We start from the raw sequence: 12,694 nt of genomic DNA on the forward strand, positions 1-12,694 counted from the left end.
ACCCAGAATATACCGCGATGCGTTAATAACGCTAGACGTTAAACCGGAATTCCACGACATCGCCGTCGGCCATCACGTAGTCCTTGCCCTCCATGCGCACCTTGCCGGCGGCCTTCGCGGCAGCCATCGAACCGTTGGTGTCCAGGTCATCGAAGGAGACGATCTCGGCCTTGATGAAGCCCTTCTCGAAATCGGTGTGGATGACTCCGGCGGCCTTGGGGGCGGTGTCACCGCGGTGGATGGTCCACGCACGCGACTCCTTGGGTCCGGCGGTCAGGTAGGTCTGCAAGCCGAGGGTGTGGAATCCGGCGCGGGCCAGCGACCGCAGCCCCGGCTCGGTCTGGCCGATCGAGTCGAGGAGTTCCTGCGCGTCCTCCTCGTCCAGTTCGAGCAACTCGCTCTCCACCTTGGCGTCGAGGAACACGGCGTCCGCGGGCGCGACGGCATCCCGCAGTTCCTGTGTGCGCGCGTCGTCGGTGAGCACCGACTCATCGGCGTTGAAGACGTACAGAAACGGCTTGGCGGTCATCAGATGGAGTTCGCGAACCGTGGCCAGATCGAATGAATCCTTCTGCGAGAACAACGTCGTGCCCTCGTTGAGGATCACCTGCGCCTTCTGCACCGCGGCGACGGTTTCTGCGAGGTCCTTCTTCTTCCGCGCATCCTTCTCCAGCCGCGGCAGCGCCTTCTCGATGGTCTGCAGGTCGGCGAGGATCAGCTCGGTCTCGATGACGCCGATGTCGGAGAGCGGATCCACCCGGCCGTCGACGTGCACCACGTCGTCGTCGGCGAACACGCGCACCACCTGACAGATGGCGTCGGCCTCGCGGATGTTGGCGAGGAACTGGTTACCCATGCCCTCGCCTTCGGAGGCACCTTTGACGATGCCGGCGATGTCGACGAAGGACACCGTCGCTGGCAGGATGCGCTCGCTGCCGAAGATCTCGGCCAGCCGATTCAGCCGCGGGTCGGGCATCTCCACGACACCGACGTTCGGTTCGATGGTCGCGAACGGGTAGTTGGCCGCCAGCACGTCGTTGCGGGTCAGCGCATTGAACAGGGTCGACTTGCCGACGTTGGGAAGACCGACGATTCCGAGGGTGAGACTCACGGGCGTCCAGTCTATCGGCCGCCGATCGTCGCCCGTCGTCGGCACCGGCCGGCCGGGTGCTCGAGGTTGCCGTCGGCGAGATCGGGGGTGCCGTCGGCGGGATCGAGGTTGCCGTCGGCGGGATCGGGGGTGCCGTCGGCGGGATCGGGGGTGCCGTCGGCGGTCAGCGGTCGGATGCCGTGCCCGGGTCGTCGCTCGGTGCGTCGTCATCCGGCTCGTCGTCGGGCACACCCACGTGCGCGGACACCGGCGTGCTGTGCGGCGGCAGGGTCTCCCCGGCCTGTTCGGCGATCTGCTCATTGAGATAGCGCAGCACCACCGCGAGGGCTGCGGCGGCAGGCACCGCGAGGAAGGCGCCGGTGATACCGAACAACGTGCCGCCCAACGTCACCGACAGCAGCACGATCACGGCGTGCAGATCCATCGACTTCGCCTGCAACCACGGTTGCAGAACATTCCCCTCCAACTGCTGCACCGCCAGGATGATGCCCAGCACGATCAGCGCGGTGGTCAACCCGTTGGACACCAACGCGATCAACACCGCCAGCGCGCCGGCGACGAACGCACCGACGATCGGGATGAACCCGCCGAGGAAGGTGATCACCATCAGCACCGCGGCCAGTGGCACGCCGAGGATGAAAAGACCCGCGCCGATCAACGCCGCATCGACGAAACTGACGATCGCCTGGGTGCGGATGAAGCCGCCCAGGGTGTTCCACATGCGTAGCAGGACCTCACCGATGTGGGCACCCGACGGCCTGCCGACGGTGCGGTCCAGCCATGGCAAGAACTTGGGCCCGTCTTTGAGGAAGAAGAACACCAGGATCAAGGTGGTGAACAGGGTGACCACGATCGACGTCGCGGTCCCGACACCGCTGAACACGCCGGCCGCGATCGTCGACGCGCTCGACTGCAGCCGATCGGTGACCGTGTTGACGATGTTGTTGAGCTGCTCGTCCCGCACATTGAACGGCGGCCCCTGAATCCACTCCTGCAGTTGCCGCACACCGTCGGTGGCGCGGGCTGCGAATTCGGGCGCCTGGTTCACGATCGATGGCACGATCAGGCTGATCACCCCGGCCAGCACGCCGAGCCCCAGCAACATCATCACCAGAGAGGCCGCGGCTCCGGGCAACCCGTGGTTGCGCATCCACCGCGCCGGCGGCCACAGCACGGTCGAGACGATGATGGCGAACAGCACCGGCAGCAGGATCACCCAGAGCCTGCCGATCAGCCACAGCAACACCCAGAAGGCCGCCACCACCAAAACGAATTGCAGGCTGACGATCGCGGTGGAGCGCAGGCCCGCCAGCACCACCTGGACCCGGGTCGGATGCGACCGGTCCGCGGCCGGCGTCGACGTGGCGGATCGCGTTGCGTCGGGATCGGGCACGCCCGATTCATCTGTCACGCCCAAATCGTCACATACTTGTCGGGCACAAGAGATGAACCGACGTCGACGAGTCGCGTCACGGTCGACTCATGCCCGTCCGGGCGCGATCGGTCAGTGCCGCTTGAACTTGCGCTCGAGGTACTTGACGAGTTCGTTCATCGCCTCGAGTTCCACGACCAGTGGCGACGGCGCAACCGCCGCGGCACCGGGGTCGACTCGCTCGTCGCGCGCCGGTTCGGGATGCGCGTCGTTGACATCCGACCCCGGGCGTTGATCGGGGTCGGATACTCGGATGCCGGACACCTCCTCCTGTGCGCGTTCGCGTTGGATGGTCTCCGGCCCGTAGAGACCCATCATGATCTCGAGGCCCCATGCAGGTAGTTCCGACAGGGTCGGTTCGTGGTCGCGTCGCCGTTGACGGCCACCGAACAATGCGGTCATATGCCACATGGTGCCGCACATTGTTATCTGCGTCACTACATTCGGCTCATTTTCGCCCCACGATCGCGATGTCCGATTCCCGCCAGGAATCAGACGCCGAGCGTGCCAGAGTGGATCACGTGACATCCACATCCACGGTGGCGAGCCTGCTGGACTTCGACAGCTGCTATCGCGCGGTCTCCTCGCGCGACGCCCGGTTCGACGGTCAGTTCTTCGTCGCTGTACACACCACCGGGATCTACTGCCGACCGTCGTGTCCGGCCCGGACCCCGCACCGACAGAACCTGCACTTCGTGTTGACCGCAGCCGCCGCCCAGCAGCAGGGCTTCCGCGCCTGCCGGCGGTGCGCGCCCGACGCGGTCCCGGGCTCACCGCAGTGGAACACCGGTGCCGACCTGTCTGCGCGGGCCATGCGGCTCATCGCCGACGGGGCGCTCGAGCACGGCGGCGTCGACGAGCTGGCCGCTCGTCTGGGTTACACACCCCGGCACCTCACGCGTGTTCTGACCGCCGAACTGGGCGCCGGCCCCTTGGCCCTGGCACGCGCCCACCGGGCGGGAACAGCGCGTGTGCTCATCCAGCGCACCGGGATGCCGATGACCGACATCGCCTTCGCCGCCGGCTTTCGCAGCGTCCGGCAGTTCAACGACACCATCCGCGACGTGTTCGGCCTCACCCCCTCGCGCATGCGGTCACTCGGCGCACCCACCGCTGCCGCACGACCCACCTCGATCGGCGAGGTGTCGCTGCGGCTCGCCCATCGGCAGCCGCTGCACCTGCCCTGGCTGCGCTGGTTTCTCGGCGCCCACCGCGTGTCCGGAGCCGAGGAGCTGACCGGTGGCGTCGAGCCCCACAACTGGCGGTTCAGCCGAACCGTCGACCTTCCCCACGGACCCGCGCTGGTCACCATCGAGCCGGCATCCACGCATGTCAACGCGCGACTCGAGCATCTCGACATGCGCGATCTCGGGGTCGCGGTCAACCGTGTGCGGCGACTGCTCGACCTCGACGCCGACCCGTTCAGCACGGACGAGGCCCTGTGCGGGGATCCCGTTCTGGCCCACCTGGTACGCGCCGCGCCGGGATTGCGTGTCCCGGGCACGATGGACCCCGCCGAGACGCTCATCCGAACGATGATCGGCCAACAGATCAGCATGAAGGCTGCCCGCCACCATGTGGACCGGCTGACCCAGGCGCTCGGCCGGCCCGCGCCATGGGTGAGGGCGGCAGACTGCGACCACTCGCCACCGGGCGGGGACGACGACGCAGCGACCAGGTGGCTCCTGTTCCCCACCCCGGCGGCGATCGCCGCGCACGGCCGTTCCGTGCTGGCGGGCCCCAAGCGCCGCATCGATGCCATCATCTCGACGGCCACGGCCGTGGCGGACGGACGCATCGACATGCATCCGGGCCGCACCGCCGCCGACCTGAGGGCCGAATTGCTGACGCTGCCCGGGGTCGGCCGCTGGACCGCCGACTACGTGGCCATGCGCGTCACCGGACATCCCGACGTCATGCTCGACCAGGATCTGGTGGTGCGTCGCGCCGCCGCCGACCTCGGCCTTGACCTCGCCGACCGGCAGGCCGGCTGGTCCCCATGGCGGTCCTACGCGTCGATGCACCTGTGGCGCGCCCGCTTGTCGGTGTCCGAGCCGATACTGGCTGACCAGATGTCGGACACTCCCCTGTCGCCGAGAAGTTCCACGCGGGCCCTTTCACCGAGATCGCGGACCTCGCGATCGATTCCCTCCCGACCGGGCCACCCGGTCGACACTCTCCAAGGAGCACCATGACCGCCACGATGTCCTCGGCCCACACCACGTCGACCACGGCACGGTGGGCCTCGATCCCCACCCCCGACGGCACCTTCACGGTCATCGCCGACGACGCCGATCGGGTGTTGGCGTCCGGATGGACCGACGACCCGGGGTACCTGATCGCCCTGGTCCACCGATCCATCCGCCCCGACATCACCCGGCCCGCCGATTCGCTCGGGGCATTGACCGACGCCGTCGCCTCGTACTACGCGGGAGAGCCGGCAGCACTCGACGCCATCGAGGTCCACCAGCGGTCGGGGCCGTTCCTGGGCCGGGCCTGGCCTGTCCTGCGTGGCGTCGTCCCCGGTGAACCGGTGAGCTACGCACAACTCGCCGACCTGGCCGGCCAGCCCACCGCGATCCGGGGCGCCGCGGCGGCCTGTTCACGCAATGCCGCGGCACTGTTCGTCCCCTGCCATCGGGTGCTGCGCAGCGACGGGTCGCTCGGCGGGTTCCGCTACGGGCTACCCATCAAGCGCTCGTTGCTCCGTCGCGAGGGATATGCACTGGCCTGATCTGTTTGTCGTACCCCTGGGCCACGATGGCGGCCATGAACATCTCCGTGGTCGCCGGCGTCATCGCCGGCCTGGTCGCCGGGCTCGTGATCGGATGGTTGGCGAGTGCGTCGCGGTTCACCGCAGCACTTGCCGCCGCCCGGGCCGAGCTCGACTCCGTCCGGGCCGCCCATGATCTGACGGCCCGCTCGTTGTCCTCGGCGTCCGAGGACGCCGCACGCCGCCAGTCCACCGCCATCGGCAGCCAGGTGGCCCACATCGTCGATCCGCTGCGGGGTCTGCTTTCGCAACTCTCCGACGAGTTGCGGCGCACCGAACATCATCGGATCAACGCCTACGCCGGTCTCAGCGAACAGGTGCGCGGCATGCATGCGGCCTCCACCCAGCTCACCGACCAGACGCGGGCGCTGACAAATGCGCTGCACACGCCGCAGGTCCGCGGCCGCTGGGGAGAACTGCAGCTCGAACGGGTGGTGGAACTCGCGGGTATGTCGCGCCATTGCGACTTCTCCACACAGGTCGGTGCCGACGGGACTGCCGGTGCCGTGCGCCCGGACATGGTGGTCCATCTCGCCGGGGGCCGCGACATCGTCGTGGATGCGAAGGTGCCGCTGCACGCCTATCTGCGCGCCATCGAGACCGACGACTCCGGTGAGGTGGCGCGGCTGCACACCGAACACGCTCGTGCGCTGCGCAGCCACATCACCCAGCTGGGCGGCAAGGCGTACTGGTCTGCATTCGACAACACCCCGGAGATGGTGGTGCTGTTCGTGCCGAGCGACCCGGTGCTGGAGGCCGCCGTCCGAGCCGATCCGGACCTCATCGAGTTCGGCTTCACCAAGAACGTGGTCTTGACCACTCCCGCCACACTCGTGGCGCTGCTGCGCACCGTGGCCCTCGGTTGGCGTCATGACGCGATGGCCCGCGATGCGGCGACCATCCACCAGCTCGGAACAGAACTGCATCATCGGCTGGGTGGCGTGCTCGGACACCTCGACCGGCTGGGCGGCTCACTGCGCCGGGCGGTGGAGTCGTTCAACTCGACGATCGGCGCGGTGGACGCGCGCGTGGGGGTCACCGCCCGCAAGTTGGCCGAACTCGACGCCCTGCAGGGTGAGCCCGAGCACACCGGCGCGGCACCCATCGACATCACGATCCGTAGTGCCGGAGGTATCCGGACCAGCGCAGACTCCCCCGTCGACGACCAATGGGCAACATCACCCGGCGGTTAGCGGATTTCTGGGTTCGACCCGGTACCGTCTAGATGTGCCTTCTGCCCAACAGCGTTCAGCGGTGCCGCTGGATCAGCAGTCCGTGCTGCCCACGGTCCGCGGCGTCCCCTGGTGGGGTGCCGTGCTGGTGGCAACAGCCATCACCGGCATCGGCGCGGCGATCGACGCGAGCAACACCGACGGACTCGGTGGCGTGTTCAAGTTCTGCTACCTGGTCGGGTGTGTGACCGCTGCGCTGGCGGTCCGGCGACGCGCGCTCTTCACCGCAGCCGCCCAGCCGCCGTTGATCGCGTTTCTCGTCGGGGTCATCACGCTGTACGGCCTGAACGCCGACCAGGCCTCGTCGGGCGCCAAGAGCTTGATCTTCCAGGTGCTGCTGCCGATTGCCAACGACTTCCCGTGGATGGCGTTGACCTTCTTCGTCACATTGGGCCTGGTGGTGGCCCGTTGGTACCTCACCCGCGACCCGTCCGGCGGCGACAAGAAGCGCCCGGGCGGCCCAGCCCGGGCGAGCGCGGCGAATGGTGCGAAGAAGAAGAAGAAGAAGAAGACGGCCACGCGCGCGCCGGACGAGACCCGGAAAAAGCCGGCGAAGTCATCGACGGATGCCGCGGCGGCGAAGTCGGGTGGCCCGAAGACCGGTACGCCCGGCAGCGACCGGTCCCGGGCGCCCCAACCCGGTGAGTCCCACCCCCGCACGTCCCGCACGGACGGCTCCGCGCGGCCGGAAAAGCCCGGCGCCGGTAGATCCGCGCGCCCGAAGAAGCCCGGCGCGCGTCCGGCCGATTCGGCCGGAGACGGCGCCGCCGACCGGACCGACTCCCCCGCCCGAGCCGAGAAGGCCTCACGAGCCGCGGGGGCCACTGCCCGGGCCGCTTCCAACGGCACCGCACACGGACGGCGTTCGACCGCCGGCGCCGTCTTCCGTGCCGGCGCCGGCGAGCAGATCGATGCCGCCGAGGACGTGCATGCGCCGCCGGCGTCGGACCGTCGCGTCGCACCGCTTGCCGAGGAGCGTCCGCGGTACGAGTCGGCCACCCACCGAGCGTCCACCGCTCAGTATCAGTCGACCCGCACCCGCAACCGCGCCTGACTTCGGCTGCCCCGGAGCTGGGATTGTCCGAGCCGGGATTGTCGCGCCGCACCGGGTCGGCGACAAAGGTGTCCCCCGAGGCCAGGCAGAAGTCAGCGGGCCGGCCGCGTGAGCGCGACACAGGTCCGCGCGGCCCGGCCCAGCGCCGCGCCGTAGGAGGGTCCGTGCCCAGCTGCGTGCACCGCGAGGGGGTGCAGTTGGTGTAGCGGCACCCGCGCTTCCCATCCGGGACGAAGCGGATGTTCGGTCTGATAACCCGCCAGGACGTCGTCAAGACGGGGGCAACCGAAGAGCGCGAGCATTGCCAGATCGGTTTCCCGGTGCCCGCCATGTGCGGCCGGATCGATCAGCACCACCCCCGACGGTGTCCAGAGGACGTTGCCGTTCCACAGGTCTCCGTGGATGCGGGCCGGCGGATCCGCATCGTCGAACGCGCCGCCGGCGACCAACGCGCAGGCCTGCCGGGTCGCTGCGGCGTCCTCGGGCATCAGATAACCGGCGTCGATGGCCGGTGGCAGGTACGGCAGCACCCGTTCGGCGGCATAGAACTCGCCCCACCGATCATGCGTGCGCGAGCTCAACCGACGCTCGCCGATGTACTGCTTCCCGGCGTGGCCTGCCGGCGGGCTGCCGAACTGCGGCGCCCCGGCGTCATGCATCCGGGCCAGCGCCGCGCCGAACTCGCGGGCGGCCTCCGCGGTGGGCCGAACAGCATCGAGTCGTCGCAGTTCGATGAACTCGTCGCCCACGTCCAGAACCTCGACGACCGGACCCCCGCCGTCCCGGAGCCAGCGCAGTCCCGCCGCCTCCGCGCGGAAGAAGTCGGGGTCGACGTCGGCGCGTCGCTTCCGGTGACTCGGTGCCATCTACGGTGTCGCGTCGGAGCCGTCGGGAGTGGTCGTGTGCACGCTCGACCCGGTCGAACTGAATCGGGCCAGTCGGTCGAAGCGGTCGTTGGCCACGCGCATGACGATCTCGTAGGGTAGTGCGAACTTGCGCGCCCACCAGTAACCGAACCGGACGTCGAACGAGGTGTAGACGAGGAATCTGTTGTGTCGCACCCCGGCCAGGATCGCCTGCGCAGCTTTCTCCGGACTGACGGCGACCTTGTGAAAATTCGCCACCTGCGCTTTGACCCGGGGATCATCGCGATCGACGCCCACGATGTCGACGGTGTCCACCAGCGGTGTGTCGACACCACCCGGACAGACCAGTGACACGCCGATGCCGTGTCGTCGCAGATCGAAGCGCAGTACCTCCGACACGCCCCGTACCCCGAACTTGCTGGCGCTGTAGGCCGCATGCCACGGCAGGGCCAGCAGGCCCGCCGCCGACGACACGTTCACCAGGTGTCCGCCATCACCGCGCCGGATCATCTGCGGCACAAAACTCTCGATCACATGGATCGGACCCATCAGGTTGACGTCGACCATGGTGCGCCAGTGGCGGTGTTCGAGTTTGTCGACCGTGCCCCACGCCGAGACGCCGGCGATGTTCATCACCACGTCCATCACGCCGACCTCCGCGTCGACCTGTCGCGCGAATGCGGCGACCCACTCGAAATCGGAGATGTCGCCGGCCTGGTGATAGCCGACCTCGCCGCCGGAATCATTGATGGCTGCGACAACCTCGTCGAGCGCATCGGCGTGCAGATCCGTCAACACCAACTGCGCCCCTTCGCGGGCGGCCGCTTCGGCCGTGGCGCGGCCGATGCCGCTGGCCGCGCCGGTGATCAGGACCGTCCGGCCATCGAGTGACGGCACCGGCGTCTTCATCACGAGCAGGTCCTTGATCCCCATGACCCCACGATAGTGGGGCTACACGTGCTGTGGTGGGACCGCGACGATGGGCCTGGGGGGCGTCAGCCGATCGGCAGGTCGCCGTCGAAGAGGCCGTAGATGATGGTCAACATCGCCTTGAGCACCTGCGCGGAGACGTCCTGGCCTTCGCCGAGCAACAGTTGCACGACCTCGGCGGGATCCTCGGTGGCGAGCAACTGCTGCACGAACGGGATCACGATCTCCAATCCCTGCTCACTGCCGCTCTGCGGCGCCGGGGTGCTGCTGGTCGGCGCCGGGGCCGCGTCCGGCAGAGGGCCGGTCGCCGCCGGCGGATCAGTCGGCGTGGTGACACCGCGCACATAGTTCAGGATGCCGTCGGTGATCGCCATCGCGTACTTGAGCTGTCCGTCCTTGGCCGTCAGTGCCGCGGCCTCTTGCGGGTTGGACAGGTTGCCCATCTCGACGAACACAGCCGGCACCGTGGTCAGGTTGACCGCCGCGATGTCGGGCCGGGTCTGCAGACCGTTGTCGACCCCGGCGTAGTTGGCCGCCGGGAAGCCGGCCTTGACGAAGGCGTCACGCATGATCTCCGACGCCTTACGACCTTCGCCGCCCTGCACCCGGCTGACCGTGGCGTCCGGGACCGGCAGCGTCGGCACGATCATGTGGAAACCCTTCTTGGCGTCGTCCGCGCCGGCCGTCGTGGAGTCCGCGTGCAGGCTGACCGCCACGGCCGCGCCCGACCTGCTCGCTGCAGCGGCGCGCTCGTCGATACAGCCTCCCCAGCCCGTGTCGTCGACGCGGCTCAACACCACGCGCGCACCCTGGCTCTCCAGGCCGGCTTTGACCAGTTGGGCGATATCCCAGTTGACGGTGTGCTCTCCGACGCCGTTGACCGACGTGGCACCGCTGGTCTGGCAGGCTTTCTTGCCGCCTCGACCGTCGGGGACCTGAGCGTTCATGTCGTGTCCAGCGGCGCTGCCCTGGTGCCCGGGGTCGAGGAAGACGGTCTTGCCGGCCAGGGTGTTGCCGGTCGGTGCGGGAGCCGGCACCGCAGACGCCTCTGTCGTCGCCGACACCGCGCCGGCGGTCAGCGCCAGCGCCGACATCGCGGCGACGATCAATCGGCGCCGGCGACCGGGCATCGTGTGTCGGCCACCGAACGGGCGGGACGTGATCTCGGTATATGTCGTGCGTCGCTGGGTCATCGCTGTTCGGGCGTCGGTCAGCCGCGATCGGCTGCTGCCGCCACACTCCTTCCGAAACGCAACACTGGCCACATCAGTCACAGTTGTAACAAGTGAAACAGCCCGTCGTCCAGATGAGAAATCCGGGACCTGAGCTGAGACAAACCGTTAGGGAGCTGTGACCAGGTACCGCGTGATGCTGAGCACACCGTTGGGGTCAGGCTCTCCGTCATCGACGAGTTCCGCCAGACGACGGTCGACGATGTCGGCATCCATCCCGACGCCGATCGCGACCAACGTCGACGTCCGCAGCCGCCCACCCCACGGCTCTCGCTGTACCCGCACGAACCCGCCCACGGCGTGGACGACGAACCGCTGCCGATGCCCGGGCACATCGAAGGCGACCACGCCTTTGATCCGGTAGCAGCCGGCAGGCGGTCGCTCCAGGAACTCGGCGAGCCGGCGCGGATTCAGCGGCCGGTCGGAGACGAAGTCCACCGACGTGAAGCCGTCGTGCAGGTGGTCGTGCCGACGATCGGCACGGTCGTGGTCCCCCGGCCCGTGGTCCCCCGACTCGTGCGCGCACTCCTCGAGCAGTTCGTCCAGAGTCAGCTGCCGGCTGCGCGTTCCGCCGACCTCGTCGGCTCGTGGAACCACGTCGAACAACGCGGCGGGATCGATCACGCCATCGGCGGTGACGACCAGCGGCGCGGTGTCGTTGACCGCGCGCACATCGGCCCGCACCCGGGCGAGTTCGTCCTCGCCCGCGAGATCCGCCTTGTTGACCACCACGAGATCGGCGATCTCGACGTGCCGGTCGATCTCCGGGTGGCGCACCCGCAGTTGACTTCCGGTGGCGGCGTCGACGAGGTAGACCAATCCGCCGTACCGCATCCGTGGGTCGTCGAATGCGGTCACCATCCGAACCAGGGCGCGCGGTTCCGCGATACCACTGGCCTCGATGACGATCGCATCGATTGCCGCCTTCGGCCGCAGCAGCCGCACCAGGGCATCCTGCGCGCCGTCGGCATCGACCGCGCAGCACATACATCCGTTGGACAGGCTGACCGTGCTTTCGGCCTGCCCGGCGATCAGCATGGCGTCGATGTTGATCGAGCCGAAGTCGTTGACCAGCACGCCGATTCGCGCGCCGGCAGCGTTACGCAACAGGTGGTTGAGAAGTGTGGTCTTGCCGGATCCGAGGAAGCCTGCCACCACGATCACGGGCACCGTCGGTCGGGTCACGACCGCACACGCTCGGCGTCGTCGGTATCCAGCTCCTGTCGGCAATCGGCACACAGGACTGCGAGGTCGCGACCGAGTGCGTCAGGGTAGTTCGCCACGTCGTTCGTCGGTGACGCACACCGCGCACACGTCCCCACCACCGCGGCGTGCTCGGAGAAGTCGACGGTCATGCGGCTGTCGAACACGTAGAGGGAGCCCTGCCACAGTCCGTCGTCACCGAATTCCTCCCCGTACCGGACGATCCCACCGTCGAGCTGATACACCTCACGGAACCCGCGCGCCCGCATCAGTCCACTCAACACCTCGCAGCGCACACCCCCGGTGCAGTAGGTGACGACAGGACGATCCTTGAGGTGATCGAACCGGCCGCTGTCGAGCAGGGGCACGAAATCGCGAGTCGTGCGCGCGTCGGTGACCACCGCGCCGGAGAAGCGACCGACCTCCGCCTCGATGCGGTTGCGGCCGTCGAAGAACACCACCTGCTCACCACGTTCGGCCACCAGGTCATGGACATCCTGCGGAGAAAGACGGGCACCACCGCCGACGACGCCGTCGTGGTCCACATGAACCTCGTCGGGGACACCGAAGGTGACGATCTCCGGCCGGACGCGGACGTTGAGTCGAGGAAAGTCGTCGCCGGTACCGTCGGACCATTTGACGTCGGTTGTGGCGAAGGCCGGATAGGAGCGGGTGGCCCTGACGTAGCGTTTGACCTGTCTGATGTCACCGCCGACGGTGCCGTTGATGCCGTGGGGTGACACGATGATCCTGCCGCGCAGGCCGTGTTGCTCACACAGCGCCTGCTGCCAGAGCCGGATGGCCTCGGGGTCGGCGAGCGGGGTGAACTGGTAGAACAACACGATCTTGGGGGTTGACACA

At 68.2% G+C, this 12,694-nt stretch carries 12 protein-coding genes; 4 read left to right on the forward strand and 8 right to left on the reverse strand.

The features are described 5' to 3' along the window. Positions 1-31 precede the first annotated feature (31 nt). The 3 genes from ychF to NWF22_RS01930 all read right to left on the reverse strand — a co-directional run bounded on the left by ychF (position 32) and on the right by NWF22_RS01930 (position 2,945). A complete protein-coding gene (ychF, locus tag NWF22_RS01920; protein ID WP_160900872.1) occupies positions 32-1,111 on the reverse strand; it encodes a redox-regulated ATPase YchF in 1,080 nt (359 codons plus the stop codon). Positions 1,112-1,274: 163 nt separating this feature from the next. Beyond that, positions 1,275-2,504 (reverse strand): AI-2E family transporter, encoded by a 1,230-nt coding sequence (locus NWF22_RS01925; protein ID WP_258321410.1) that lies wholly within the window; start codon positions 2,502-2,504, stop codon positions 1,275-1,277. 111 nt (positions 2,505-2,615) lie between these two features. Further along, positions 2,616-2,945, reverse strand: a complete 330-nt coding sequence (locus tag NWF22_RS01930) for a hypothetical protein (protein WP_160900871.1) — start codon at positions 2,943-2,945, stop codon at positions 2,616-2,618. A gap of 119 nt (positions 2,946-3,064) precedes the next feature. Here NWF22_RS01930 and NWF22_RS01935 point away from each other — a divergent pair, with 119 nt between their 5' ends. From NWF22_RS01935 to NWF22_RS01950, 4 genes are read left to right on the forward strand one after another with little or no spacing between them, the layout of a single operon-like run. After that, entirely contained in the window at positions 3,065-4,738 is a 1,674-nt protein-coding gene (locus NWF22_RS01935; RefSeq protein ID WP_258321298.1) for an Ada metal-binding domain-containing protein, read from the forward strand. Then, on the forward strand, positions 4,735-5,277 hold the full coding sequence (locus NWF22_RS01940; RefSeq protein ID WP_160900869.1) for a methylated-DNA--[protein]-cysteine S-methyltransferase: 543 nt from the start codon (positions 4,735-4,737) through the stop codon (positions 5,275-5,277). The genes NWF22_RS01935 and NWF22_RS01940 overlap by 4 nt, the downstream gene beginning before the upstream one ends. Before the next feature lie 26 nt (positions 5,278-5,303). Then, positions 5,304-6,509 carry a DNA recombination protein RmuC gene (locus NWF22_RS01945; RefSeq protein ID WP_160900868.1) on the forward strand — a complete coding sequence of 402 codons (1,206 nt, stop codon included), beginning with the start codon at positions 5,304-5,306 and terminating at the stop codon, positions 6,507-6,509. A gap of 34 nt (positions 6,510-6,543) precedes the next feature. Then, entirely contained in the window at positions 6,544-7,602 is a 1,059-nt protein-coding gene (locus NWF22_RS01950; protein WP_258321299.1) for a DUF6542 domain-containing protein, read from the forward strand. 92 nt (positions 7,603-7,694) lie between these two features. Here the strand turns inward: NWF22_RS01950 and NWF22_RS01955 are convergent, their stop codons facing one another. The 5 genes from NWF22_RS01955 to trhO all read right to left on the reverse strand — a co-directional run bounded on the left by NWF22_RS01955 (position 7,695) and on the right by trhO (position 12,693). Next, positions 7,695-8,468: a fructosamine kinase family protein gene (locus tag NWF22_RS01955; protein WP_160900867.1), complete on the reverse strand. Its 774-nt coding sequence runs from the start codon at positions 8,466-8,468 to the stop codon at positions 7,695-7,697. Beyond that, positions 8,469-9,401, reverse strand: a complete 933-nt coding sequence (locus NWF22_RS01960; RefSeq protein ID WP_160900866.1) for an SDR family oxidoreductase — start codon at positions 9,399-9,401, stop codon at positions 8,469-8,471. A 62-nt stretch (positions 9,402-9,463) separates the two neighbouring features. Further along, positions 9,464-10,528 carry an N-acetylmuramoyl-L-alanine amidase family protein gene (locus NWF22_RS01965; protein WP_202398344.1) on the reverse strand — a complete coding sequence of 355 codons (1,065 nt, stop codon included), beginning with the start codon at positions 10,526-10,528 and terminating at the stop codon, positions 9,464-9,466. Between the two features lie 210 nt (positions 10,529-10,738). Beyond that, on the reverse strand, positions 10,739-11,815 hold the full coding sequence (locus NWF22_RS01970; protein ID WP_160900865.1) for a CobW family GTP-binding protein: 1,077 nt from the start codon (positions 11,813-11,815) through the stop codon (positions 10,739-10,741). Continuing rightward, complete coding sequence (gene trhO, locus NWF22_RS01975; RefSeq protein ID WP_160900864.1) at positions 11,812-12,693, reverse strand: oxygen-dependent tRNA uridine(34) hydroxylase TrhO; 882 nt, start codon at positions 12,691-12,693, stop codon at positions 11,812-11,814. The genes NWF22_RS01970 and trhO overlap by 4 nt, the downstream gene beginning before the upstream one ends. Position 12,694: the final 1 nt, after the last annotated feature.

It is taken from the genome of Gordonia mangrovi (genome assembly GCF_024734075.1).
GTDB lineage: Bacteria > Actinomycetota > Actinomycetes > Mycobacteriales > Mycobacteriaceae > Gordonia > Gordonia mangrovi.